22 protein-coding genes and 1 tRNA gene are annotated in these 25,982 nt (G+C 42.6%); 7 read left to right on the plus strand and 16 right to left on the minus strand.

What is annotated here, in order from left to right; all coding sequences use genetic code 11:
• Nucleotides 1-52: 52 nt before the first annotated feature.
• The 4 genes from metF to C1A09_RS15420 all read left to right on the plus strand — a co-directional run bounded on the left by metF (nucleotide 53) and on the right by C1A09_RS15420 (nucleotide 4,084).
• Nucleotides 53-1,006, plus strand: coding sequence for a methylenetetrahydrofolate reductase [NAD(P)H] (gene metF, locus C1A09_RS15405; protein WP_101546085.1), 954 nt, complete (start codon nucleotides 53-55; stop codon nucleotides 1,004-1,006).
• 77 nt (nucleotides 1,007-1,083) lie between these two features.
• The gene (gene holB, locus C1A09_RS15410) at nucleotides 1,084-2,208 is read left to right on the plus strand and encodes a DNA polymerase III subunit delta' (RefSeq protein ID WP_101546087.1); all 1,125 of its coding nucleotides are present in this window, start codon (nucleotides 1,084-1,086) and stop codon (nucleotides 2,206-2,208) included.
• A gap of 6 nt (nucleotides 2,209-2,214) precedes the next feature.
• Nucleotides 2,215-3,615 (plus strand): PSP1 domain-containing protein, encoded by a 1,401-nt coding sequence (locus tag C1A09_RS15415; protein WP_101546018.1) that lies wholly within the window; start codon nucleotides 2,215-2,217, stop codon nucleotides 3,613-3,615.
• A complete protein-coding gene (locus C1A09_RS15420; protein ID WP_101546020.1) occupies nucleotides 3,599-4,084 on the plus strand; it encodes a gliding motility lipoprotein GldH in 486 nt (161 codons plus the stop codon). The genes C1A09_RS15415 and C1A09_RS15420 overlap by 17 nt, the downstream gene beginning before the upstream one ends.
• Nucleotides 4,085-4,094: 10 nt before the next feature.
• On the opposite strand, the gene rodA is transcribed toward C1A09_RS15420, so the two are convergent.
• The 10 genes from rodA to C1A09_RS15470 all read right to left on the minus strand — a co-directional run bounded on the left by rodA (nucleotide 4,095) and on the right by C1A09_RS15470 (nucleotide 17,659).
• Nucleotides 4,095-5,552, minus strand: coding sequence for a rod shape-determining protein RodA (gene rodA, locus C1A09_RS15425; protein WP_101546023.1), 1,458 nt, complete (start codon nucleotides 5,550-5,552; stop codon nucleotides 4,095-4,097).
• Nucleotides 5,533-7,398 (minus strand): penicillin-binding protein 2, encoded by a 1,866-nt coding sequence (mrdA, locus tag C1A09_RS15430; RefSeq protein WP_101546025.1) that lies wholly within the window; start codon nucleotides 7,396-7,398, stop codon nucleotides 5,533-5,535. Before mrdA ends, rodA begins: the two co-directional genes overlap by 20 nt.
• Entirely contained in the window at nucleotides 7,395-7,895 is a 501-nt protein-coding gene (gene mreD / locus C1A09_RS15435; protein WP_101546027.1) for a rod shape-determining protein MreD, read from the minus strand. Before mreD ends, mrdA begins: the two co-directional genes overlap by 4 nt.
• A 106-nt stretch (nucleotides 7,896-8,001) precedes the next feature.
• Nucleotides 8,002-8,844: a rod shape-determining protein MreC gene (gene mreC, locus C1A09_RS15440; RefSeq protein ID WP_101546029.1), complete on the minus strand. Its 843-nt coding sequence runs from the start codon at nucleotides 8,842-8,844 to the stop codon at nucleotides 8,002-8,004.
• 7 nt (nucleotides 8,845-8,851) lie between these two features.
• A complete protein-coding gene (locus C1A09_RS15445) occupies nucleotides 8,852-9,874 on the minus strand; it encodes a rod shape-determining protein (RefSeq protein WP_101546031.1) in 1,023 nt (340 codons plus the stop codon).
• Between the two features lie 112 nt (nucleotides 9,875-9,986).
• Entirely contained in the window at nucleotides 9,987-11,510 is a 1,524-nt protein-coding gene (gene purH / locus C1A09_RS15450) for a bifunctional phosphoribosylaminoimidazolecarboxamide formyltransferase/IMP cyclohydrolase (RefSeq protein WP_101546033.1), read from the minus strand.
• A 291-nt stretch (nucleotides 11,511-11,801) separates the two neighbouring features.
• On the minus strand, nucleotides 11,802-14,099 hold the full coding sequence (locus tag C1A09_RS15455; protein WP_101546035.1) for a hybrid sensor histidine kinase/response regulator: 2,298 nt from the start codon (nucleotides 14,097-14,099) through the stop codon (nucleotides 11,802-11,804).
• Nucleotides 14,092-15,432, minus strand: coding sequence for an MATE family efflux transporter (locus C1A09_RS15460; RefSeq protein ID WP_101546038.1), 1,341 nt, complete (start codon nucleotides 15,430-15,432; stop codon nucleotides 14,092-14,094). Before C1A09_RS15460 ends, C1A09_RS15455 begins: the two co-directional genes overlap by 8 nt.
• Before the next feature lie 25 nt (nucleotides 15,433-15,457).
• Nucleotides 15,458-16,693 (minus strand): M16 family metallopeptidase, encoded by a 1,236-nt coding sequence (locus C1A09_RS15465; protein ID WP_101546040.1) that lies wholly within the window; start codon nucleotides 16,691-16,693, stop codon nucleotides 15,458-15,460.
• Nucleotides 16,694-16,819: 126 nt separating this feature from the next.
• Entirely contained in the window at nucleotides 16,820-17,659 is an 840-nt protein-coding gene (locus tag C1A09_RS15470) for a peptidylprolyl isomerase (protein WP_101546042.1), read from the minus strand.
• A gap of 93 nt (nucleotides 17,660-17,752) precedes the next feature.
• Between C1A09_RS15470 and C1A09_RS15475 the strand changes: the two genes are divergently transcribed.
• Nucleotides 17,753-19,114: a sigma-54-dependent transcriptional regulator gene (locus C1A09_RS15475; protein ID WP_101546044.1), complete on the plus strand. Its 1,362-nt coding sequence runs from the start codon at nucleotides 17,753-17,755 to the stop codon at nucleotides 19,112-19,114.
• A gap of 227 nt (nucleotides 19,115-19,341) precedes the next feature.
• Complete coding sequence (locus C1A09_RS15480; RefSeq protein WP_101546046.1) at nucleotides 19,342-19,524, plus strand: hypothetical protein; 183 nt, start codon at nucleotides 19,342-19,344, stop codon at nucleotides 19,522-19,524.
• Nucleotides 19,525-19,646: 122 nt separating this feature from the next.
• Here the strand turns inward: C1A09_RS15480 and C1A09_RS15485 are convergent, their stop codons facing one another.
• Genes C1A09_RS15485 through C1A09_RS15500 form a run of 4 tightly spaced genes read right to left on the minus strand, consistent with a single transcriptional unit; the run spans nucleotide 19,647 to nucleotide 24,274 of the window.
• Entirely contained in the window at nucleotides 19,647-22,184 is a 2,538-nt protein-coding gene (locus tag C1A09_RS15485; RefSeq protein ID WP_101546048.1) for a prolyl oligopeptidase family serine peptidase, read from the minus strand.
• Between the two features lie 45 nt (nucleotides 22,185-22,229).
• Nucleotides 22,230-22,901, minus strand: a complete 672-nt coding sequence (locus C1A09_RS15490; protein ID WP_101546050.1) for an RluA family pseudouridine synthase — start codon at nucleotides 22,899-22,901, stop codon at nucleotides 22,230-22,232.
• Nucleotides 22,902-22,904: 3 nt separating this feature from the next.
• Nucleotides 22,905-23,651, minus strand: a complete 747-nt coding sequence (fabG, locus tag C1A09_RS15495) for a 3-oxoacyl-[acyl-carrier-protein] reductase (RefSeq protein ID WP_101546052.1) — start codon at nucleotides 23,649-23,651, stop codon at nucleotides 22,905-22,907.
• A gap of 29 nt (nucleotides 23,652-23,680) precedes the next feature.
• The gene (locus C1A09_RS15500; RefSeq protein WP_101546054.1) at nucleotides 23,681-24,274 is read right to left on the minus strand and encodes a TetR/AcrR family transcriptional regulator; all 594 of its coding nucleotides are present in this window, start codon (nucleotides 24,272-24,274) and stop codon (nucleotides 23,681-23,683) included.
• 232 nt (nucleotides 24,275-24,506) lie between these two features.
• Here C1A09_RS15500 and C1A09_RS15505 point away from each other — a divergent pair.
• Nucleotides 24,507-24,579: transfer RNA gene (locus tag C1A09_RS15505), tRNA-Met, on the plus strand.
• A 162-nt stretch (nucleotides 24,580-24,741) separates the two neighbouring features.
• Here C1A09_RS15505 and C1A09_RS15510 read toward each other — a convergent pair.
• Together C1A09_RS15510 and C1A09_RS15515 are read right to left on the minus strand one after the other, a co-directional pair.
• Entirely contained in the window at nucleotides 24,742-25,599 is an 858-nt protein-coding gene (locus C1A09_RS15510) for a hypothetical protein (protein WP_101546057.1), read from the minus strand.
• Between the two features lie 11 nt (nucleotides 25,600-25,610).
• A complete protein-coding gene (locus C1A09_RS15515; RefSeq protein ID WP_101546059.1) occupies nucleotides 25,611-25,979 on the minus strand; it encodes a GntR family transcriptional regulator in 369 nt (122 codons plus the stop codon).
• Nucleotides 25,980-25,982 lie beyond the last annotated feature (3 nt).

Raw genomic sequence — 25,982 nt, forward strand, 5'->3', positions numbered from 1 at the left:
TGTTCCCAATGTGCAAGTTTTTTGCCAATTGGACAAAGATAACGAAAAAGAAATGAGAGTAATCGACCTGATACACAGTAACGAAAAAACAGCTTTTTCATTTGAAATACTGCCGCCACTGAAAGGTACAGGCATCGAAAAGTTGTACGAAACCATAGATACATTAAGGGAATTCGACCCTAAGTACATAAACATCACTACACATCGCAGTGAATATGTGTACAAAGATCTCGGTAACGGACTGTTTCAGCGTAATCGTCTACGTCGCCGTCCCGGCACGGTAGCTGTGGCTGCCGCTATCCAAAACAAATATAATATCACTGTAGTGCCCCATCTTCTTTGCAGTGGTTTCAGTTGTGAAGACATTGAATACGAATTGCTCGACCTGCAATTTCTGGGGATTACGGATTTATTGGTATTGCGCGGTGACAAAGCTAAGCACGAATCTGTTTTCACGCCCGAAACTGACGGTCACAGTCACGCTATAGAACTGGAAGAACAAATCAATAATTTTAATAAAGGTATCTTTGTAGACGGTTCGGAAATGAAAGTTACAAAAACACCTTTTTCATACGGAGTAGCATGCTATCCCGAAAAACATGAAGAATCTCCCAATATGGCAAGTGACCTGTATTGGTTAAAGAAAAAGATGGAAACCGGAGCGGAATATGCCGTTACCCAGCTTTTCTTCGATAATCAAAAATATTTCCACTTTGTGGAACGTGCACGTAAAGAAGGTATCACCATTCCCATTATTCCAGGTATCAAGCCATTTAAAAAGCTATCACAACTTAGCATGATACCCAAGACTTTCAAAGTGGATTTACCTGAGGAGTTAACGCATGAAGCTTTGAAGTGTAAGACTGATGCGGATGCTCAAGAAGTCGGTATAGAATGGTGTATAAAACAGTGTAAAGAGTTGATGATACATGGGGTACCAAGTATTCATTTCTACTCTATTGGCGCAGTAGACAGCATTAGGGAAGTTGCCAAACAAATATATTGATGAAAATAAATTCAACCGGAACCATATCTTAAACTATAGATAGGTTTTGAGCAAAGATAAATCGTAAATAAACAGTGATTAGTTTCAAGGACGTAATAGGACAAGAGACTGCCAAGAAGCGGTTGATTCAAGAGGTACAAGAAGGGCGTATCCCTCATGCCCAGCTCTTTTGTGGACCAGCAGGAACCGGAAAACTCCCGTTAGCAATGGCGTATGCCCGTTATATATGTTGTCCTAACCGTACGGAAACAGATGCTTGCGGCACTTGTCCATCCTGCGTCAAATGGAACAAATTAGTACATCCAGACGTTCATTTTGTTTTTCCCATCGTAAAAAGTGCTAAAGGGAAAAAAGAAGTGTGTGACGATTATATAGCAGATTGGAGACATTTTGTCCTGAACAATCCTTATTTTGCTCTGAATCATTGGTTGAACGAGATAGGTGCAGAAAACGGACAAGCCATCATATACGCCAAAGAAAGCGATGAAATAACTCGTAAACTCAGTCTAAAATCCAGCGAAGGAGGATATAAAGTCACCATAGTCTGGCTTCCGGAAAAGATGCACGAAGTTTGTGCCAACAAATTGCTGAAATTATTGGAAGAACCCCCTGAAAAGACCGTATTTCTGTTGGTTTCCGAAACACCGGACATGATACTTCCAACCATTCTCAGCCGTACGCAACGTTTCAATATCCGTGCAATAGAAGAAACAGAAATAGCAAATGCCTTATCGCAAAAATATGGCATACAACCGGCTGACAGTCAAAATATTGCCCATTTGGCAAACGGAAACTTCATTAAAGCTCTGGAAACAATCCATCTGAATGAAGAAAACGAACTCTTTTTTAACCTGTTCGTCAGCCTAATGCGTCTCTCTTATCAACGTAAGATAAAAGAAATGAAACAGTGGAGCGAACAACTTGCAACAATGGGACGCGAACGCCAAAAGAATTTTCTGGGATATTGCCAACGCATGATCCGGGAAAACTTCATCTACAACCTACATCGGAAAGAGATGAGCTATATGACCATATCGGAACAAAACTTCGCCACCCGCTTCTCACCGTTTGTCAACGAACGAAACATCATGGGAATTATGGATGAGTTAAGTGAAGCGCAGGGACATATCGAACAGAACGTAAATGCGCGTATGGTATTTTTTGATTTCTCACTGAAAATGATTGTATTATTAAAACAATAGATAAAAATGGACTTTATACTACATAATGGAAGCGGAGGTCTTTGCTGCAAAAGTTGTGGCAGACAAGATAAGCAATTGAATACTTACGACTGGCTAGCCGATATACCGGGTAATGCCGAAGAGTCGGACATGGTAGAGATACAGTTCAAGAATACCCGTAAAGGATATTTCCGTAACAGCAATAAAATTCCTTTGGAAAAAGGAGATATCGTAGCCGTTGAAGCCACACCCGGACATGATATAGGTATAGTAACGCTGACAGGCCGTCTTGTTCCTCTTCAGATGAAGAAAGCCAATATCAAATCGGAAGCAGACATCAAGCGTATTTACCGCAAAGCCAAGCCGGTGGATATGGATAAATATAACGAAGCCAAGTCACGTGAACATGACACCATGATCCGTGCACGCCAAATTGCCCTCGACCTCAATCTTAACATGAAAATCGGTGACGTGGAATATCAGGGAGACGGAAATAAAGCCATCTTCTACTACATTGCCGATGAACGTGTAGATTTTCGTCAATTAATCAAGGTACTTGCCGAAGCATTCCATGTACGTATCGAAATGAAACAAATCGGTGCGCGCCAAGAAGCAGGTCGTATTGGAGGTATCGGTCCTTGTGGACGTGAACTTTGTTGTGCCACTTGGATGACTTCTTTCGTTTCAGTATCTACCAGTGCCGCACGCTTTCAGGATATCTCATTGAATCCGCAAAAACTGGCCGGACAATGTGCCAAACTAAAGTGTTGTCTCAACTACGAAGTAGATTGTTATGTAGAAGCTCAAAAACGTTTGCCGTCCAAAGAGATTGAGTTGGAAACCAAAGATGGTATATTCTACTTCTTCAAAGCAGATATTCTAAGTAACCAAATAACTTACTCCAGCGATAAAAATATACCGGCTAATCTGGTTACTATCAGTGGCAGACGCGCATTTGAAATAATAGGTCTGAACAGGCGAGGTATTAAGCCGGAAAGTTTATTGGAAGAAACACGCCAACAAGAGCCCAAGAAACCTGTAGATTTACTGGAACAGGAAAGTCTGACCCGCTTCGACCGTAACCGCAAGAATAAAGGTGGTGACAACAACGGGGGCGGCAATAACGGAAATGCTAACGGTAACCGGAATAAGAAGAAGAAAAAAAATAACCGTCCGCAAGGAGGCGAACAAGTTGCCACTCCACAATCAAAAGAGCAGCAGCCTAAACAACCCCAGGACCGACAATCCAGGTCGGGAGGAACATCCAGACAAAACAGTGAACAACAAGGTGGACAGGAGCAAGGAGAACGTTCGCAACGGAACAACAATAACCGGAGGAATTTCCGCAACAACAAGTCCAATCCTCAAGGAGACAAATCCACTGCTCCTCAAGGAGATAAACCCGCTCAAAATGACAAACCTGCCTAAAAATAAGAGGTTACATTTAAAAGGTATCATCCTGCTGTTTATCGTAAGTGCATTGAGCGCTTGCGATAAACAGACGGTATATCATACCTTCCAAGCCATAGCACAAGAAGGTTGGTTGAAGGAGGACACTTTATTTTTCAACGTCGAAGTACCCGATTCTCAAACTTATTACAAACTTTCCATTGAAATCCGTAACAAAAACAACTATCCTTATCAAAACTTAGGACTCTCCATTTGTTATGATGGTCCTGAAATCGTAAAGTTACCGGCAGATACACTGAATGCCATCTTAGCCACAAAAGAAGGTATTTGGAAAGGTGACGGCTGGGGAGGTTTATATCAATCAATTCTTCCCGTAGGCAGTATAAAAATAGACAAAGCCGGTACCTATCACTTTAAAGTCGCCTATACTCTACCCGATAAAAGCTTACAGGGAATCAACGATATCGGTCTTCACATAAAAAGATAAAGTCCCCCTATCAAAGTCTCCGATTACGTCCCGCATCAATACGTAGGAAGATAAAAAGTAGAATGGTAAATCCCCACAGAGAGGAACCGCCATAACTGAAAAAAGGCAACGGAATACCTATCACAGGCGTCAATCCCAATACCATACCGATATTGATAAACAAGTGAAAAAGGAAGATACTCAATACAGAATAACCATACACCCTACCGAAAACAGACTGTTGCCGTTCCGCCATCACTATCAGGCGAAGTATCAAGATAAGGAATAATAACAATACAGCTGTAGAACCTACAAAGCCTTCTTCTTCACCTACCGTACAAAAAATAAAATCAGTATCCTGTTCGGGTACATATTTTAATTTTGTTTGGGTACCATTCAAAAAGCCCTTTCCTGTCAGCCCACCGGAACCAATGGCAATCTTTGACTGATTAACATTATATCCGGCACCAGTCAAGTCTTCTTCCATACCTAATACTACTTTTATACGTATCTGCTGGTGAGGCTCCAACACCTTATTAAAGAAGTAGTCACTGGAGTAAAGAAAACCTATAGACCCTATCGCAAACAATCCGATAAGAAAATAAGCTATATGGCGTTCGCTTAAAGAAAGAAAAACGAGATAACCGACAACAAGCACACACAATCCCCACTGTACCCAGACAAGATTGAAAGAAGTTATATACTCTGAAACCAGATAAGCAATAAGCAATACACTCATTGAACCCGCCAGTATATTACGGACAGGTTCCCAACGTTTTTTATAAACCCATATCATGCCACCGGCAAAGAACAACACCATCGACAATACGGTAAACTCTCCAATAGGCGTCGGTGTATCGGCTATAAAAACATTATCAAAACGAATGCCAACCACGAAATAAATTACCGCGCAAATCCCCGAGAACAATACCACCCCCGGCATACCTTCCCTATAAAGCATCAAGAAAAAAGCCATATATACCAACGCCGAACCGGTCTCCCGTTGCAAGATAATCAGCATCATAGGAAAAAGAATAAGAAACATCAACATCAAGGCGTTTTTCCAATTCTTCATTGTAAACGAATACGCACTCATATATTTGGCAAGCGCCAGCGCCGTAGCAAATTTGGCAAACTCAGCCGGTTGTAAACTAACGGGACCCATCACCAGCCACGATCGAGACCCTTTCGTATCGGGCGCTATAAATATCGTGACTATCAAGAGCAACATCAACCCTATATATATAAGGTACGCGAACATGTCATAAACAGTATCGTCCAGCATCAACAAAACAAAACCAAGTCCAAAGGAACAGATGATCCATACGAACTGCTTACCGGCACGAGTGGAAAAGTCCAAAAAATCACGATCGCCATAATCATAACTTGCGCCGCAAACACTGAACCATCCGAAGACAATGAGCAACAGATAAACGACAATCGTCACCCAGTCCAGCGATTTCCATATATTATCTCTCCTCGTCACCATACAATATCACTCGATTACTGAATTCTTCTGCCCGTATCTCATTCTCTGGAGACAACTTCCCATGTAAATACTGATCCATCATCATAGCACCAATAGGCACACCATAGACTGCACCGAAACCACCGTTTTCCACATAAACCGCAATGGCTATTTTCGGGTTATCCATCGGAGCAAAGCCCATAAACACGGAGTGGTCTTTTCCACGGTTCTGCGCCGTACCTGTCTTACCACAAGCTTCCACACCCGGCAAAATCGTACCTACCATACGACAAGTAGCACTACCTGTACTTCCCGTAACAGCCGCACGCATACCTTTGACAATCTCTTCATAATATTCCCTCCTAATTGTCGGTACACGTGGTGTACGGTAGATACTGTCTAACTCGTTATCTTGTATCTCCTTCACGATATGCGGTGTAATGAAATGTCCACGATTGGCTATAGTTGCACTAAGATTGGCTATTTGTAAAGGAGTTGCAAGAATTTCACCCTGTCCGATGGAAATACTGATCACCGTCAAACCGTTCCAATATCCCCGATACGCCTTATCGTAGAATTTGGCATTGGGTATCAATCCCCGTTGCTCACCGGGAAGGTCGGTACCCAGACGATAACCAAAGCCTTGAGAAACCATATGATCTTTCCATACCGTAATGGCATTTTGCGGAGAGCCGTATTTCTTGTCACTGAACATACGGAATAATCCCCAGCAGAAATAAGAATTACAAGATGTAGCAATCGCCGGAATTAATGACAAAGGCGAAGCATGCCCATGGCACCCTACGTGTAGACTTCCATAATTAAACCCATGCGCACATGGAAAAGTAGGATAATCTTCGTGGATAATCTCTTCTTCCAAAAACGTCAAGGCTTGTGCTGTTTTAAAAGTAGACCCCGGAGGATAGGCTCCCATAATAGCACGGTTCAACAGAGGTTTCCTCTTATCTGCCTGCAACATACGATGGTTCTTGCCACGCTGGCGTCCAATCATCAAATGGGGATCGAAACTAGGTGAAGAAACCATACAGAGAATTTCTCCGGTAGCAGGTTCAATGGCAACGATCGCACCTATTTTATGTTTCAATAAACGTTCACCCAACATTTGCAGGTCAATATCAATACCCAATGTCAGATTCTTGCCAGGTACGGAAGGCCGGTCCAACTTTCCATCCATATAATGTCCTTGAATGCGTCCGTGCGCATCACGAAGCAATATTTCCACTCCTTTTTCTCCACGCAGATACTTCTCGTATGATTTCTCAATACCTTGTTTGCCGATATAGTCACCACGGATGTAATAATCATCCGTTTCAATATCTTTCTTTGAGACCTCACCGATATCACCCAAGGCGTGAGCGGCAGAATTATAGGTATATTGACGAATAGTACGTCTTTGAATATAGAAGCCGGGAAACTTGAATAGTTTTTCTTGAAACACTCCACATTCCTCGGCAGAAAGCTGGGTCATAAACACCTGATGTGTATATTTGGAATAACCGGGATTCATCCAACGGTTTCTCACGTCCTTCATACGTTTGGTAAACTGTTCAAGAGTTATATTCAACGCATGACAAAAATCAAGTGTATCCAGTTGCGTCACTTCACGCGGAACGAAAGTTATATCATACGCAGGTTGGTTGAACACCAACAACTTGCCATTACGATCATATATAGCTCCACGGGAGGGATATTGTATTTTGTTCAGAAAAGCATTACTATCCGCATTCTTCTTGTAATCATCTGTCATGATCTGCAAATCGAACAAACGGAACACATAGAGCAGAACGATGACAACAGCCGCCGCACCTATCACATACTTCCGTTTTTCAAGCGTATAATCTTTCATTTCTTTCTAATCCCTTCTATTGCCATAATACAGATTACAGTCAGCAATGTGCTCGCCACAATCCTCAACAACAAGGTTCCCATATGGGCAAAGGAAAAGAACTCAATGACAAGCAACATACCATGATGCACAAAGACACAGGCAACCAGATATTTCAAAAAAGGAGAAACACCCATTGTATGTATCGCAGGTACAAGTGCATCCAACGTATCACGAGGTACAAACAAACGCAGAAAAGCAGGACGCAAGAAAGCCAATAATACTGTAGCCGATGCATTCATCCCCGGAGTATCAGAAAAGATATCGACCGTCAGTCCAAGGAAGAAAGCCCACAACATCAAAACATTGCGCGATACATCCGACTCGAACTTCAATATCAGATAGATATACAGAAACGGAGTGGCATATCCAGCAATATGCACATTATTCAGAATTAGTACCTGTAACAGTACCAGACCTATGAACCATCCTATTTTATGTAGATAATTGAGAGCCAAGTTTCCTACGATTTAACGATTTACAATTGGAATTAGTTTATTGTATTATCACAGTTTCATCTCATCACGCTATCACCTTACTACCTCATCACCCTGTCACCTCTCTTCACTCTTCTTCCCTCGCTTCCAATGCCTTTTGTTCTTCCTGTCCACTACGCGAAATCACACGCACATTACTTACCTTTCCAAAGTCTGTAGCCAACTTAATTTTCAACAAATATGAAAGTCCATCATGCGAATCGGACATGTCATCTACCGTACCGACCAATACACCTTCGGGAAATACAGTGGAATAGCCACTGGTTACAACCGTATCACCCAGATTAAATTCCGCATGGCGAGGCAAGTCTTTCAGATAAGCAAAACGGGAATCACCTCCTTCCCATTTCAGATAGCCGAAATAATCGCTACCCACAATCTTACAACTGATACTGGACTTACTATTCAACAAAGGAAGCACCAGCGAGTAATGGGGAGAAGTCTTATAAACAATGCCTACCACACCATTAGCATCCACCACTCCCATTTCAGGACGAATACTATCCAGCGTACCACGATCAAGGGTCATGTAGTTGTCTGCCCGTGTCAGACTGTTTTTCACTACATTTGCCTTAAATATGGCATACTTTTCAGGAGACAGACGTTCCAAACTATATAACCTTGTAGAATCCAAGCCTTTTTCCTGCAAAGTCTTCTCCAAAAAAGCTACCCGTTGTTCCAGCCATATATTCCGGTCAAGCAGATCTTCATTAACCGACTTTAGATGAAAATAAGAACTGATACCTCCCGAAATTTCATAAACCTTCCCGGCTATTCCGTTGGCAGATGTAAAATAAACGCTCTGCTGGTAATGGTTGAAACGAAACAATAAAACAAAACTGGTAACCTCTAACAACAGGAAGAGGAACCAGTAATTGTATTTAATAAGGAAGTTCAGTAAATTTCGCATGCCTGTATTATCTCATTAAGAATGAGAAGCGGTCAACATTCTTCAATGCTATGCCTGTACCTTTGGCAACTGCATGCAAGGGATCTTCCGCAATGTGAAACGGTATGTTTATCTTATCAGTCAAACGTTTGTCGAGTCCGCGGAGCAAAGCACCACCACCAGCCAGATAGATGCCGTTGTGTACAATATCGGCATACAGTTCGGGAGGGGTATTCTCCAATGCGCTCAAGATAGCAGTTTCAATCTTGGAGATAGACTTCTCCAAACAATGCGCTACCTCCTGATAACATACGGGCACTTCCATAGGCAATGCAGTAATACGGTTCGGACCATGAACAATATAATCTTCGGGAGCATCCTCACCCAGTTCGGTCAAAGCAGCACCTACATTGATCTTAATACGTTCGGCCATACGTTCACTGACCTTTACATTATGCTGGCGACTCATGTATTCTTGAATATCAGCAGTCAAATCATCACCGGCAATACGGATAGAATTATTAGAAACGATCCCCCCTAAAGAGATAACGGCAATTTCCGTAGAGCCACCACCTATATCGACAATCATATTGCCTTCCGGAGCTTCCACATCGATACCGATACCGATAGCGGCAGCCATAGGCTCAAAAATCAGATATACGTCACGTCCGCCTGCATGCTCGGCAGAGTCGCGTACGGCACGAAGTTCTACCTCAGTACTACCCGAAGGGACACCGATTACCATACGGAGTGAAGGAGAGAACAAACGGTTACGGTTGTTCACCATCTTGATAAGTCCGCGTATCATCTGCTCGCAAGCGTAGAAATCAGCAATCACACCGTCGCGCAAAGGACGGATGGTACGTATGTTTTCGTGGGTCTTTTCGTGCATCAACTTTGCCTTTTCGCCCACGGCAATCATCTTATCGGTACGACGGTCCAGTGCCACTACCGAAGGCTCATCCACCACAATCTTACCATTCGTGGTGATGATGGTATTGGCTGTGCCAAGGTCCATCGCTATTTCTTGTGTAAAAGAGAATAATCCCATCTAAATTAAAAATTGAGAATTAAAAATTGAAAAATATATCTTACATCGGGAACTGAGAATTAAAAAGAAAGAGTATTATTTTTCAATTTTTAATTCTCAATTCTCAATTCAATTAGTGTTTAAAGTGACGGAATCCTGTCGTTACCATTGCCATGCCATGTTCGTTGCAATATTTAAACGAAAGCTCGTCTTTAATACTTCCACCCGGTTGGATAACGGCCGTCACACCTTCATTACCCGCAATCTCCACACAATCGGGGAAGGGGAAGAAGGCATCGCTTGCCATGACGGCACCATTCAGATCGAAACCGAAGTTCTTGGCTTTCTCAATAGCTTGTTTCAAAGCATCCACACGACTGGTCTGGCCAACACCGCTTGCCAACAATTGTTTACCTTTTGCCAATACGATAGCGTTTGATTTACTGTTCTTCACAATCTTGTTGGCAAACAACATATCTTCTATTTCCTGAGCTGTCGGAGCTTTCGCGGTCACAGTTTTCAACTCCTCAGGAGTTTCCACTTTAAGATCACGATCTTGTACCAATACACCATTCAGCAAAGAGCGGAACTGTTTCTTGGGCAAAGCAGTTTGTTTACGAACCAAGATAATGCGGTTCTTCTTCTGACCCAGGATTTCCAATGCATCAACATCATAATCGGGAGCGATAATCACCTCAAAGAAAATCTTATTGATTTCTTCGGCAGCAGCTTTGTCAATCACGGCATTCGTGATAAGTACACCGCCAAAGGCAGATACGGGATCACCGGCAAGCGCATCGTTCCATGCTTCCAACACCGTTGGACGTGAAGCCAAGCCACAGGCGTTGTTATGCTTCAGGATAGCGAAAGTTGTATCAGTAAATTCGTCAATCAAATCAACGGCAGCGTTAATGTCAAGCAGGTTATTATAAGAAATCTCCTTACCGTGGATTTGGTCGAACATAGCATCGATGTTGCCGTAGAAATAACCTTTCTGATGTGGGTTTTCACCGTAACGCAGTGTCTTTTGATTGTTGGCCGACTGACGGAAAGCAGATCCCTCCTCACCGTCGAAGTAATTGAAAATAGCCGAATCGTAATGAGAAGAAACGGCGAAAGCTTCTTTGGCAAACCAACGGCGCTCTTCGATCGAAGTAACGGCTCCATGTTCCATCAACATATCACGCAACGGTTGGTACTGAGCTTGTGAAGCAACAATCACCACATCGTTATAATTCTTGGCAGCGGCACGAATTAAAGAGATACCGCCTATATCAATTTTTTCGATAATAGCAGGCTCTTCAGCACCACTTGCCACAGTTGCTTCAAAGGGATAAAGGTCAACGATGACGAGGTCTATCTCAGGAATTTCATATTTTTCAATCTGTTGCATGTCTTGTTCCAATCCACGACGGCAAAGAATACCTCCGAATATTTTCGGATGCAAAGTTTTTACACGTCCGCCCAAAATGGAAGGGTATGTAGTAAGGTCTTCCACTGCCTTGCAGGGATATCCCAAAGATTCTATAAATTGACGTGTTCCACCGGTTGAAAGGAATTCTACACCTTCTTCGTGCAGTTTGGTAATAATTTCGTCCAAACCCTCTTTGTGGTAAACAGATACCAGAGCTGTTTTAATTCTTTTTGTTTCAGACATGATTTGCTTATTTAAAAGTACGCGTATATTTAAATTAGTGGGGCAAAGTTACAAATTTTGTTCTTTCGCACATACATTCATACACAATAAATTGATGTAATTATTTGCAAAACATTACGATCCTCTCTCTTTCTCCATTCCGCATCCCACAGAAACTCCTCAAACAGGTAAAACCAATTATATAATAAGCATAGTTTGTGCCACCTAATTGGCACGACTTTGCCACTTATTTGGCACAGTTATGCCAATAAACAGGCAAAGCAGTGCCAATAAAGTGGCAACGATTGACGCTCAGACAGGCAAAGAATGAACAATATCTTCGATAAGGGCAAGCGAATGAAACACCCTCTTTTTCTGTTCCTCAGTAAAAGGAGTACCACGTGAAATTTCCAGGATTTTAAGCTGTTCCACCAACTCCGTAGCACCAATCAGAACAAAAAGAGGTATCATCTTATGCGAAATGGCGGCGACTTCATCCATATCCGCGGCATCTACCGCTTTTTGCAAACGTTCGGCATTGAGACGGGTTTCGGAAACGAAGCTTTCAAGAATAGACTTTGCCGCTCCGGCATCATCACCGGAAAAAGCAGTAAGAGCCGAAAAATTATAAGAGAGGTTCGGAGATGAAGAAACAGAAATGTTATCCGATAATTTTTCACTCAGCGAGGCATCTTCCTGCAAAGCACCACCAACCTCTACCTTCAATTCTTGAAGCAGCTCAGTTACCGTGAAGGGCTTATGCAAACAACCGGCAAAGCCGTGGGCTATAAACTCTTCCGACTTCATATCGCTACGGGCAGTAACGGCTATTATGGGAATAGTTTGCGCTTGAGAAATATTTGAAGCACGCAACAACTTCAAAAGATCGAAGCCATTAATGGCAGGCATTTGTACGTCTGTAAGAAGGACATCAAAATGAGCTGAACGTAAAGCATCCAGTAGTTCGTCCATTTGCAGGCAACAAACAGAGGTGATACCCTGCTGTGAAAGCATGGCGGCGGTAAGCGTCAACTGGATACGGTCATCGTCGATCAGCAGAACGTGCAAGGGAGCGATTTTTCCTTTCTGCACAGAAGAAGTTTCAGTAGTTTCAATGGTTTCCTTCATATCTATCGTAACCGGATAAATGGGGATACGAAGAGTGAAGGTACTTCCTTTTCCCAGTTCACTTTCTACCTCAATTGTTCCTTCAAGCAATTGTACCAACATCCGTACGATAGAAAGTCCCAAACCGAAGCCTTCTTCTCCTTGCGCTCCCGGTAAACGTGTAAATTCCTGGAAGATACGTTCACAGTCGGCTGTATCCATACCTTTACCTGTATCGGTAATAGAAATCACAAGTTTCCGGCTTTCGTAATGAGCCGTCAACGTAATGCTACCCTGCGAAGTAAACTTCACGGCATTGGATAGCAGATTGTTGATGATTTGCCGCAAGCGAAGCGGGTCACTGATATAAGTAGTTTCCAACCCGGAAGATATATCACAGTACAGAGCCAATCCTTTTGCCGACGTCAGCGGTTCGAAGCTGACACGTATTTCTTCGAGCAGGCGTGCCGGATAAAAAGTTACCCGGTTAATCTCAGCCTTATGCAGGTCAAGACGATGAAAATCGAGTAAATCGACAACTAGTTTCAACAGATGCTCCGAAGAGGTCTTCATATTATCGAGATAGAAACGCTGCCGTTCATCAACCGTAAGGCGTGCAAGTAAATCGGCATATCCCATGATGGACCCGAGTGGTGCCTTGAAGTCATGGGTAATGGCAAGCATCAGTTTTTCACGCGTAGCCAACAAATCTTCGGCACGGCGGCGAGCTTCTTCCAACTCACGACGATAGCGGTTACTGCGAGAGATATCCCGTACACTCAATATCAAAAACAGAACGGCAATCAAGACAGCTCCCGCTGCAATGCCAGCAATTATCTTGGCAGAATGCCGACGGATAGCCTGCTGATAATCTGCCTCCTCGCGTGCCTGTTGCAGAGTTTCTTTTTCATAGTCTTTCAAAAGGCTATCAATACGCGCTGTGAGCAGATGGTTAACACGTTGCAAGTTACGTTTACGACGTTGAACAACTGTACTTTCCGTTTTTTTTTGTTGCGCCACAGCACGCAATTTCTCATGTAGAGAGTCTACAGGATTATAAATATCGAGAACCGTATCTGTCGCAAACTCAAGAGAAGTCTTTACCTGAATGGCCGTATCTTTTTTGGGAGGTACAAATACTTCACCCAAACGACGGAAAAAACCTTTCTTCTTAGGTTTGGTCACCACGGTATCGCGATGGGTTATGATACGGCGTTGTACACGTTGCTGGGTTATCACCGAGTCTTGTGTAGCTATAATATTCTCTATCTCACGGGAAGATACCATACTGTCATTCGCCTCGCTCAGCGTACGCAACATACGGATGGTATTCGTGTCTTTCTCACGCAGTAAAGCAATCAGGCTGTCTGTCCACTGGACATCCCGATTATCTGAGAGCATAAGATTTTCCATTTCCCTGTGTACGAAAAACAGGAAAAAAAGCAACACCGCCAGTAATAAAGTATATCCAACGGTTATCTTAACTTTAGATACACTATTCATTTCTCGTTTTATACCTGAACCGCAGCCATAGCATCAATCCTGCGCTTGTCAGTCCAAACGGGAATGCCATCCAGACACCGACCAATCCCCAATTGAAGATAAACCCGCAGAGATATCCCACAGGCAAAGATATAATAAAATACGAAATAAATGCAATGAACATCATCGGTTTCACATCGGATATGCCGCGCAGGGCATTGGCAAAGTTGATTTGCAAGCCGTCGCCAAACTGATAAATCAAGAACGGAAAAAACAGAGTGGACACCATTGTGGCTACTTCCGTACTATCCGTAAACCAGCCGCCCACTTGTCCGCGCAGGGAAAATACAATGGAAAGCAACACCACTTCCATACACAAAATCAGATGAAAACCCGCATAAGCGGAACGGCGGACATTCTCCATATCGTTCTGTCCCTTGAAGTTACTGACGCGCACGGCAACTGCCGCTCCCATTCCATAGAACATCATAAAAGTAAATTGCGAGATAGTCAGCATAATTTGATGTGAAGCCAGAGCAATCGTGCCCAACCACCCCACCATAATGGTGCTAAGACTGAAAGAAGCTGTTTCCATACCCATTTGCAAGCCGACAGGCCATCCGAGCGCATTCAGTTGCCTAAATACTTTGCCCGACCATCCTAAACGGGAGAAACCTATCCGGTAACGTAAGAAACGACGGCTGCGAAGTACAATTATCGCAAAGACAATCACCATCACAATACGTGAAAACAACGTACTGATACCGGCTCCCAACAGACCAAGCTCGGGCAAGCCCAACTTACCGTTGATAAGAATGTAATTTCCGATAATGTTGAGCGCATTTCCACCCAGCAAGATCCACATAGCGGTTTTAGTATCAGTGATGCCATCTGTGAATTGTTTGAAACCATTGAAAAGCATTACAAAGACAAGCGAGGCAAGCAAGGCCAGATAATAGGGTTTTATGAGTGGCATCAACTCTTCCGGTTGTCCCAGACGATCTACGTTGAAGTAAACGATCGTCATGATAAACGTCAGCAATAAAGAAACGAGCACATTTGCCACAAGACTGCATCGCAGCGCTTGTCCCGCTTCTGCAAAATGACGATTACCGTAGAGGCTGCCCACGATCGGGGTCAATCCGTAACTAAAGCCAGTACTGAAAATGATACAAAGCGTAAATATATTATTTACAAAAGAGGCAGCTCCGAGTTCTGCAGTACTGTGATGCCCTATCATCAGCGTATCTGCAAACCCCAGTACAATGACACCTACTTGTCCGATAATTATAGGAAAACCAAGAAGGATCAAAGCTTTGTAATGCTGCTTGTATTGGTCGATAAAATGTTTCATAATTGACGAACTGGTAAATGGGAATTTAGTTCCTTTTTTTGTAATACAACACCGCACTGTTCTCTTCCCGGAAAGTTTTTTGAGCAACAATGCGCAACTGTTCTGCGGTTACAGAACGGTTACGTTCCACCTCCAAACTAATATCTTCCGCTTGGCCGGTCAGTTCAAACCAGGCAAGATTAGTAGCAACATTCAAATAGTTGATGTTACCGAATATCTGGGTAGACTCAAATTTGTTCTTGACTTTTTCAAGTTCCTGTTCACCGACGAGCGATTGCTTCAACGTATCCAATTCCCTACGGATAGCCGTCTCAGCCTGTTCTAACGATACACCTGCCGAAGGTTTACCGCTTATATGTATCAATCCTGCATCCCGTGTGCCACTGATATATGCATCAATATTGGAAAACAGTTTCTCCTCCTGCACCAATTTACGATTTAAACGGCTGGAACGCCCATTGCTGAGAATATCCGACAGGATATCGAATGCATAATAATCGGCATCATCCCGACTACACATGTGATAAACCATAAACAATGCATCAAGCGGTACATTACGTTCCACCTCCAGCCGGCGTTCTTCTGTTTGTAGAGGTTCCTGTGGCAACCGTCTTACGGGAACTTCCCTATGGGGAATGGGTGCAAACCATTTCTCCGTCAATCTAACAGTTTCTTCCCACGAAATGTTTCCAGTGACGGCCAATACGGCATTATTAGGCGCATAAAAACGATAGAAGAAAGATTTCACTTCATCCAACGTAGCCTGTGAAATATGAGACAACTCCTTACCGATAGTGGGCCAACGATAGGGATGGACTTTATATGCCAACGGGCGCAATAGATGCCCTACATCTCCATAAGGCTGATTCAAACAACGCTGTTTGAACTCTTCCATCACAACACCACGTTGCACTTCCAGGCTCTGTTCACTAAATGCCAACCCCAACATCCGGTCTGATTCCAGCCAGAAACCGGTTTCTACATTCGGTCTGGGAACGGTGAGGTAGTAATTGGTAATATCATTGTTTGTCCAAGCATTATTTTCACCTCCCGCCAGTTGCAAGGGAGTATCATAATCGGGAACATTCACCGATCCTCCGAACATAAGGTGCTCAAACAGATGGGCAAATCCGGTATGCTCGGGATGCTCGTCACGAGCGCCCACGTCATAGACAACATTCAATGCCACCATTTGCGTACTGGTATCCTCATTATGAACAAGACGCAAACCGTTATTAAAACGCAGTTTATTTATTTTCATTATCACAGATAGTATCTGTCATTCTGAGCGAAACCGAAAAATCCACTCTCCATAACATAGATTTTCTTCAACTTCGCTCAGAATGACAAACACAAAAAGATAAATACAGAATGACAGATGCTAATATCAGTCCAATACTTCAACTTTTATAATTTTCACATCGTCTTCAGGACGGTCACTGCGATCGGTCTTCACCCGCTGGATTTTATCCACGATATCCATCCCTTCCAGTACTTCACCAAACACGGTATATTCGCCATCCAGATGCGGAGTACCTCCTACCGTGGTATATGCCTTTACTTGCTCCGGCGTAAAACGAAACTCAGGCTCATTGGCAACTTGCTCTTCCGCCTGCGCAATCAGTGTATCCTGCAAATTCATTAATCCATCCTGATCACCTGCCTTACGCATCTTATAAATCTCTTTTGTATATTTTTGCGCCAACGTATTAAAAGCATTATTCAAACGCATCTGATTCATCTGTTGTTCCATACCCAAAAGAGTAGAATCGTTGTATACCTTTCCGGTAACGATATAGAACTGGCAACCGGAAGATTCTTTCTGGGGGTTTACGTTATCTCCCTGGCGGGCTGCCGACAAAGCTCCTTTCTTGTGGAAGTACTTGGGATAAACAAACTCGGCAGGAATGGTGTAACCCACATCACCTGCCCCCAACATCTTGCCCTTGGGAGCATTTTTTGATTCAGGATCACCGGCTTGTATCATAAAGTCTTTAATAACCCGATGAAACAGCGTACCTTCATACGTGCCGTCCTCTGCCAATTTGATGAAATTATCACGGTGTTTCGGCGTTTCGTTATACAGTTTTACGATAATATCACCCGCACTTGTCTCAATTTTCAACTTCGTTTCTTTTTCCATATTTCCGTCTTTCTTTTGACCTGATTTGCAAGCAGTAAGTCCACAAAGCAGTATAGTTAATAATACAATGAGATTTCTTTTCATACTTCCTTTTTGTTTAATTTAAGTTTGCAAATATACTAAAATCGAACAAAAGGATTTACCTTTGTATCATAAAAGAGATAAAAAGCAAAGGCTATGAAATCCATACTAATCGTAGAAGATGACATCACATATGGCATGATGCTGAAAACATGGCTTGGAAAGAAAGGTTTCCAAGTCAATTCTGTCAGCAGTATCGGCCGCGCTCAGAAATATATAGAGTCTGAGAGCGTAGATCTGATATTGTCTGATTTACGATTACCGGATAAAGACGGTATCGACCTACTGAAATGGCTAGGGATACAAAAGCTGACCATACCGCTCATCATAATGACGGGGTATGCCGATATACAATCGGCCGTACAAGCTATGAAACTTGGAGCTTGCGATTATGTTGCCAAGCCGGTAAATCCCGACGAGCTGTTAAAGAAAATAGCCGAAGCACTGAATGTATCGTCTGATGCGTCTAAACATGCCATGCATCTCGATGAAACCAAAAGCCAACCTCGGAAAGACACAAAAAGTGTTTCTTTATCATCCGATTTCCTCGAAGGAGAGAGCGATGCCGCCAAACAGCTTTATAATTATGTAAAACTTGTTTCCCCTACCAATATGTCTGTACTCATCAACGGAGCTAGTGGTACGGGTAAAGAATATGTGGCTCACCGTATCCATCAACTCAGCAAACGTGCCAATCAGCCGTTTGTTGCTATTGATTGCGGCTCCATCCCTAAGGAACTTGCCGCTTCCGAATTCTTCGGCCACGTGAAAGGGGCTTTCACAGGGGCATTGACTGATAAGACAGGTGCTTTTGTTGCAGCCAATGGGGGTACCATCTTTCTAGACGAAATAGGAAATCTCAGTTACGAAGTACAGATACAATTACTCCGTGCATTACAAGAGCGTAAAATACGTCCGGTAGGTTCTAACAAGGAAATACAGGTGGATGTGCGGTTGATATCCGCCACCAACGAAAATTTAGAGCAAGCCATTGAAAAGGGAATATTCCGTGAGGACCTGTTCCACCGGATCAACGAATTTACACTGCGTATGCCTCAACTAAAAGATCGCCGCGAAGATATTCTTCTCTTTGCCAATTTCTTCCTCGACCAGGCAAATCGCGAACTCGACAAACATCTTATCGGCTTTGATGAAAAAGCTTCCAGAACATTATTGGAATATCAATGGCCGGGAAACTTACGGCAAATGAAGAACATTATCCGCCGTGCCACATTGTTGGCTCAAGATAATTTCATCACGCTAAATGAGTTAAGTGAGTTACAGAACCAAATTCCTGCACATATCGGTATGCCGCTTCGAAATGAAGAAGCCGAAAAGCAACAGATTATTGAAGCGCTGAAACAAACCGGATATAACAAAAGCCGTGCCGCCCAACTGCTTGGCATAGACAGGAAAACATTGTATAATAAGCTTAAACTTTACGGGATAGAGCTATAAATGTAGAATAATTCTACACCCACCTCCACACTTTCCACAGATTTCCACAGATTACCACAGCCCACATATACCGGCAACATACTATATTTCAACGCCTTGCCAATTTACCATTTATTTTGGCACATCATTTGATACATATAAAATGTAAGCGTCAAGCTTCCTAAACAAACAAGACACTTAAACCGAACTATCATTATATATCAATCGTATAAAAAAGCAAATGAATTATGAAAAAGTTAGTATTAGTAGCAGCCCTGTTTATGTTTGTTTGTGGAGGATCGTTCTTGGCCCAAGCAAAGGCTCCGGTAGAACAGCCAAGTAAGACAACAACATTGTCTAACGACACTGTAATCACAGATACTTTGCAGAAGGCCAAGAGCGTCCAAGACACAACAAAAGTGGCCGAATAATAGTAAGCGCACAACAAAAAGCCTTTCCCTACTTGTCTATTCCGGGGAAAGGCTTTTTTATGCTATAATGGTGGGATAATAATGTGTAGAGTGACAAACTGATATTTTATCACATTATTATTTTACCAGTGTCGTTCCGGATAGAGATCATTCCACCATGCCGGGCTGTCCTGTAACCAACGTGCAAACCATGCCATAATGGAATTATGCCACAATTCACGTTTAGGATAATCACTAATAAAGTGATTTTCTCCATCTACCGTAATAAATTCAACGGTTTTACCTAATATCTTCAGAGCGTTGTACAACTGAATACTTTCACCAATAGGTACATTAGTATCTACTGTACCGTGCAGCAACAACAAAGGAGTTTTGATCTTATCAGCATTAAACAGAGAACCATGCTTAGTGAACAAATCTAGATTGTTCCACGGATAACTTTCAGCAGCAGCAACAGCATTGTAGGAATATCCCCAGTAACCTTCACCCCAATAACTCGTAACATTACTGATACCGGCATGTGAAACGGCAGCGGCAAAGATATCGGTTTTCGTCTGTAGATATTGGGTCATGAAACCACCATAGGACGCTCCGATACAACCGATGCGTTTCGCATCAACAAACGGATGGGCGACGCAGAATTTCTTCGTTCCTTCAATTATCTCATCAGCTGTACGTTCGCCCCAAGCATTGACATGACGGGCGGAGAACTCTTGACCATATCCGATGGCTCCACTGGGCTGAATTACATAGACCACATAGTCACGCGAAGCAAACAGTTGTGCACAGTAAGGAGAAGTGATACCACGCGTAGTAGGCGTTGTTCCACCATAGTAGTAAACGATGAGTGGGTATTTCTTATTGGGGTCGAATGAAGGGGGCAAACAAATCATACCCTTTATCTGCGTACCGTCAGCAGCGATAAAGTTCCATTCTTCCATCTTTCCCAATTCAATTTTATCCAACGTCTCTTTCATCGGATTGGCAATCAGGGTAGAAATTTTCTTCTTTCCATCATACATGTAAGCTACACCGCTACTGGTATTACCTCCACCAACGTATGCTGCTATCAACGGGTTATCTTCTGCCAACGTGAAAGAGCTAATGACATCTTCCTTCAATGGCAACATCTCGAAACGCCTCGTCTTCGGAGTATAACGGTAAATATGACGACAGTCTTCGTCAGTGGTATTAAAGTAAATACAACCGTCTGTACGGTTCCATTCAAGGAAGTTTACCGTGGGATTAAAATCACGGGTGATAGGATCGATATTTCTTGTTGCCAAATCCATGATGAAAGCTTGGGTGTCAAAGTCATTGGCAATGGGATGTGGCGCACAGTTCTTACCTATACCGTTGAATGCAGAAGGGCTAGCGGTCAACAGCAGTTGTTTACCGTCTGGAGAATAGGAGGCCCCACCAGCATATGGTTCCCAAGAAACAAGAGTATCAACTTTTAATGTTGCCAGATCAATTTCAAAGATGGATGAAAGTGAGAAGGGACATTTAGTGATATTGGATTTACTTGTGGAACATAACAATTTCTTACCGTCAAGCGAAATATCATTCAGATATACACTGTGGCTACCATACGTCAGACGTTCAGAAAGTCCTGAAGCAGGGTCATACTTTACCAAGTAACTACGGTTGCGAGAACCGGGAATACGATCGTCAGGGTGCAACAGACGTTTCAAGGGGCCATTCACTTTTTCTCCTTCATCACTAGAAGAATAAATCAGATAATCTTCTGTAGGCGACCAACTAAAACCTCCCTCAGGTACATTTTTCAATGCCACCTCTTCGCGCATCGTCATCGGATCGAACACTACCAAATCGTTCTGTCGCTCACCAGTCACCGTATAATACAGTTTATTGCTACGAGGCATCCAACGAGCATTAGTCGGAATATTTGGATGAATAATTTTTCCGGTTTTTACTTCAGTCAGTTCCTGCCAAGTACGTGAACGCTTCGTGGAATAGTTATCCCAATAATACGTCAATAGATATTTGCCATTCGGAGATAAAGATACAGAATAGACTTTCGAGCCAAATGCAGTATTATAGAGTGAAAGACGACGCTGCAAACCAGGCTGTATTCGGCAACCGACTTCCATAAAATTTTTCTCCTTCTCAAATTCGCATTTCAACACCGGCTGTGTCTTGTCATCCGCCGAAGAAAGTAATTTAATAACAATCTCATAATCAGCTTCAGGTTCCAAACGAAGGCTTACAGCTGTAGGACGAACTTGTGAGAGACTATCCTCGGCTGTAGTTTTCGTCTGTTTGGACTCACCATTTACGAATACTTCAAATCGTGCCGGAGAGTATACTTTCAGCGTACCTTTCATAAACCGTTCTGCACGCAGATTGGTAGAAAACAGATAAAAGAGGTTGTCTTTATCGGCCTTCTCTACAGCCACATATCCTGTGGTATCAGCCGACATGGTTTCATACGAATGTCTGTCAAAATCAAGACTGATTTTTGTCTTCAGCAAGTCGTCCGATACAAATTTTTTTCCTATAAAGTTAATACTATCACCCTGAATAGGGGTACGTACAACCACAGCAGGACGCACATAATACTCAGTCACCTTTTCTTGTGCATGGGCTGCCAAACCTATTAAAAGTAGCAAGCCCGATAAAATCGTAATTTTTTTCATTGATGGTTAGTTATAATAAGGTTATTCAGATTGTTTCAAATAAAATCAGATAGTTTCAAATCCATTCCATAAATTACCGGAAGGTACAGGCGCTTCCGCCTCTATCATCTCTCTGGATACCGGATGTACGAAACGGATAAAACGTGCATGCAAACAGATACTGCCATCCGGATTGGAACGAGGGAAGCCATACTTCAAATCTCCTTTGATAGGACATCCCATCTTCGCCAACTGGCAACGAATCTGATGATGACGTCCGGTTTTCAAATCTATTTCCAATAAATAATAGTTCTGCGACTTTCCGATGAGACGGTAATGCAAGATGGCCTTTTTACTACCTGCCACCTCTTTATCGTATGCGTAACTTTTATTCTGTTTCTCGTTACGGACTAAATAGTTTAGTAATTCCCCTTCTTGTTGTCGAGGCGGATTCTTCACTACTGCCCAATAAGTTTTTCTCACTTCACTATTCTTGAACATTTCATTCAGGCGCGAAAGTGCTTTGCTGGTTTTGGCAAAAACAACAAGACCGCTTACGGGACGATCCAACCGGTGAGTGACACCGATGAAGACATTACCTGGCTTCTGATACTTCTCTTTCAAATACTGCTTTACAGTTTCCGAAAGTGGCGTATCGCCTGTTTTGTCTCCCTGAACGATCTCCGAAGCGGTCTTGTTGACTATAATAATATGATTGTCCTCGTATACGACAGTCATAGTTTACATATTCATACCACCATCTACTTGAATAACTTGTCCTGATACATAAGAAGACATATCAGAAGCCAGGAAAGTAGCAATATTTGCCACGTCTTCGGGTGTACCGCCGCGACGCAAAGGTATTTTCTTGCACCATTCCGCTTTTACCTCCTCAGAAAGAGCGTCGGTCATAGCAGTCATAATAAAGCCCGGAGCGATGGCGTTGGCACGGATACCACGAGAACCGAGTTCCTGTGCAATAGATTTAGCCAAAGCAATCATACCAGCTTTGGATGCAGAGTAGTTGGCCTGACCTGCATTACCATGAACACCCACTACAGAGGCCATATTGATAATACTACCACCTTTCTGACGCATCATAATGGGAGTACAAGCATGAATAAAGTTAAAAGCGGATTTCAAGTTCACGCCGATAACCATATCCCACTGCTGTTCGGTCATACGCATCATCAAACCATCACGGGTGATACCTGCATTGTTTACCAAGATATCGATACGTCCGAAATCGTTATGAATAGCTTCCACCACTTTAGCGGTATCTTCAAAGTTAGCTGCATTTGAAGCATACGCTTTAGCTTTCACGCCCAACGCTTCTATTTCCTTAGCAGTGTTTTCAGCATTCTCATCAATCACCAGATCGGTGAATGCGATATTAGCTCCTTCCTGAGCAAACTTCAAAGCGATAGCCTTACCAATGCCACGTGCAGCACCAGTTACAATGGCTGTTTTTCCATCTAATAATCCCATACTGTTTTTAGTTATTGATTAATATTATTCTATTTCTTTCCTGTCGCGCCTAATGCTCCCAATACCAGTCGGGTCACATAATCATCACGCGTCTTGTCATCCAGATAGGCTCCTACATGTCCACGGATGTAAGGTGTTTCAATCCCTTTAACGCAATAGTGCACAATTTCAGCTGTCATATCCAAATCATCTATTTGGAAAACGTCTTCCTCCAAGCCTTCACGCAATACATTCTTAAACAGTTGGATTTCTTTGGAATCAAAGCGTTTCCGCACTTTCTCCACACGCCATATATCACGAAAGAAATTGGCACGGAGGGTTCCATTACGGAAAACCGCCTCCTTCACCGCATCCAAATGTGTATAAATCATCTCCATCAATTTTTCATCCGGCCTGATATCTTTCTCAGCAACACGCTTCATCATATCAGAGAGAAGGTCCAACTCCGACTCGACAACAGCCATATAAATATCTTCCTTACTTTTAAAATAGGTATAAAGCGTTCTTCTACCTTTTTTAGAAGCAAGGGCGATATCGTTCATCGTGGTATTTTCGACGCCCATCTTCGCAAACAATTGACGGGCGACATCCACTAATTTAGCTTTTGTCTTCGATACAGCCATAGATTAATTGCACATTGCTTAATAATTTGAGCAAAAGTAAGACATTTCCGCATATTCTACAAACAAATGCACATTTTATTAACAATTGACATATAAAGGATATATTAAAAAATATAGGAATACCATGCTATATATCAACACCTTATACATTAAAATACATTTATCATTAAAAATAAGGCTGATTTTATTTGCAGGTTTAGAAAAAAGCTGTACCTTTGCACCCACAAAACATCGCGGAGTGGAGCAGTTGGTAGCTCGTTGGGCTCATAACCCAAAGGTCGTCTGTTCGAGTCAGGCCTCCGCAACTAAAAAGGTAGAAGAATTTCAATCTTCTACCTTTTTTTTAGAGTAATACAAAAAGAGAACGTGGATCACACAAAGCAGAATTGTATTTTTCTGTTATTATCAGAATCTAATGATTTATTCTGCTATTCGTGTAATCCACATTCTAATATCTGTATTGGTCATCACGGCTCAGTCACTATCACTCTTGCAGCTTGCTTCAAAGAAACCTGTAGCGAAGCCTTTTTCGACTGAGGTTTCCAAACAATCTGCCGACACTCACCTTTCTGTAAAATACAATTGTTCTCACCCATACCGTATAAGTATTCCGTATCGATATGGAATGAGTCAGTGTTTACTTGCCAGTTACGAATATTATCCAAATGTAAATGCAGGTTTTCCACCTCACCTTTATTAAAGAACCACTTACCACCCTGGACAGTCAAAGCGTTGATCTTACAATTTTCCATCCGCCCATAACTCATCTGTCGCCATCCGCCATTAATAATCAAGGACAATGTATCATCATGAAGATTTTCGAAAACCACCTCCTGTTGATGAAGGTTATTTTCCAGTAATTGGATAGCTGCCGGTAAGCGTAGGCTCATGGCTTTCGCATGCAGATACAAGGTAGACATATTTTTCTGCTTATCGGTCAAGATTTCATCCGGAAAGTTAAAAGAAATTCTTACGGTATCTTCCACCGTAAGTATTTTCATAAAACGGTCTATCTCCGAAGGATAAGTAAAACTGCCGGTAACTGTCTCTGAAGAATGCACCTTCAAGGGTGTGTCCCGAAAAGAAATGATCTGATTATAGCTGACTTTTGTCCCATTCCCCTTCTTTACATAAATGTGTCTTGGTTCTACCGTCAGCAACACTACTTTACTTTCAGGGAACTGCACGGTTTTATTTTCGCCTTTGGCGTATATAAGGCTGTCCTCAACATCACCACTATAGAACGACAGAAGCAGCATCGAGCCGAATATCAACCCCACTCCCGCCAAAAGCATTCCGAATAATATATAAGTTGTTCGTTTCATAATTTGTCTCTTTATTTTTGTTGTTCTGTAAACTCACGATACATTTCCAGCAGTTCTTTTCCGGAAATACCCAGTGTATAAATCTGCCTGAAGAAGTAATCGGCTTCTTCCTTTAGAAAATACTCTTTACGCAACGAAAGGATGAGTGTACCTGCCCCTACGGACACAAAATAACCAATTCCCCGCTTGTTGTAAATCACCCCTTGTGACTGCAAGTAATCGTACGAGCGCATCACTGTATTGGCGTTGACCTCTACCACGGCCGCATACTCGCGCACCGACGGAATGCGTTCTTCTTCCCGATATTGATGAAGAAGAATTTCGTCACAGATACGGTCTGCTATTTGCAGATAGATAGCCTTACTTTCTTTAAAGTTCATAGT

The organism is Bacteroides cutis (genome assembly GCF_900241005.1).
Lineage (GTDB): Bacteria > Bacteroidota > Bacteroidia > Bacteroidales > Bacteroidaceae > Bacteroides > Bacteroides cutis.

Bases quoted from the DNA above. Each gene is read 5' to 3' on its own strand.
- C1A09_RS15515 (WP_101546059.1), bottom strand. From the start codon at position 25,979: ATGAACTTTAAAGAAAGTAAGGCTATCTATCTGCAAATAGCAGACCGT.
- fabG (WP_101546052.1), bottom strand. From the start codon at position 23,651: ATGGGATTATTAGATGGAAAAACAGCCATTGTAACTGGTGCTGCACGT.
- C1A09_RS15475 (WP_101546044.1), top strand. From the start codon at position 17,753: ATGAAATCCATACTAATCGTAGAAGATGACATCACATATGGCATGATG.
- metF (WP_101546085.1), top strand. From the start codon at position 53: ATGAGAGTAATCGACCTGATACACAGTAACGAAAAAACAGCTTTTTCA.
- C1A09_RS15455 (WP_101546035.1), bottom strand. From the start codon at position 14,099: ATGAATAGTGTATCTAAAGTTAAGATAACCGTTGGATATACTTTATTA.
- C1A09_RS15510 (WP_101546057.1), bottom strand. From the start codon at position 25,599: ATGAAACGAACAACTTATATATTATTCGGAATGCTTTTGGCGGGAGTG.
- C1A09_RS15465 (WP_101546040.1), bottom strand. From the start codon at position 16,693: ATGAAAATAAATAAACTGCGTTTTAATAACGGTTTGCGTCTTGTTCAT.
- C1A09_RS15445 (WP_101546031.1), bottom strand. From the start codon at position 9,874: ATGGGATTATTCTCTTTTACACAAGAAATAGCGATGGACCTTGGCACA.
- C1A09_RS15485 (WP_101546048.1), bottom strand. From the start codon at position 22,184: ATGAAAAAAATTACGATTTTATCGGGCTTGCTACTTTTAATAGGTTTG.
- mrdA (WP_101546025.1), bottom strand. From the start codon at position 7,398: ATGAAAGATTATACGCTTGAAAAACGGAAGTATGTGATAGGTGCGGCG.
- C1A09_RS15420 (WP_101546020.1), top strand. From the start codon at position 3,599: ATGACAAACCTGCCTAAAAATAAGAGGTTACATTTAAAAGGTATCATC.
- C1A09_RS15470 (WP_101546042.1), bottom strand. From the start codon at position 17,659: ATGAAAAGAAATCTCATTGTATTATTAACTATACTGCTTTGTGGACTT.
- purH (WP_101546033.1), bottom strand. From the start codon at position 11,510: ATGTCTGAAACAAAAAGAATTAAAACAGCTCTGGTATCTGTTTACCAC.
- C1A09_RS15460 (WP_101546038.1), bottom strand. From the start codon at position 15,432: ATGAAACATTTTATCGACCAATACAAGCAGCATTACAAAGCTTTGATC.
- mreC (WP_101546029.1), bottom strand. From the start codon at position 8,844: ATGCGAAATTTACTGAACTTCCTTATTAAATACAATTACTGGTTCCTC.
- C1A09_RS15500 (WP_101546054.1), bottom strand. From the start codon at position 24,274: ATGGCTGTATCGAAGACAAAAGCTAAATTAGTGGATGTCGCCCGTCAA.
- C1A09_RS15415 (WP_101546018.1), top strand. From the start codon at position 2,215: ATGGACTTTATACTACATAATGGAAGCGGAGGTCTTTGCTGCAAAAGT.
- C1A09_RS15490 (WP_101546050.1), bottom strand. From the start codon at position 22,901: ATGACTGTCGTATACGAGGACAATCATATTATTATAGTCAACAAGACC.
- rodA (WP_101546023.1), bottom strand. From the start codon at position 5,552: ATGGTGACGAGGAGAGATAATATATGGAAATCGCTGGACTGGGTGACG.
- C1A09_RS15480 (WP_101546046.1), top strand. From the start codon at position 19,342: ATGAAAAAGTTAGTATTAGTAGCAGCCCTGTTTATGTTTGTTTGTGGA.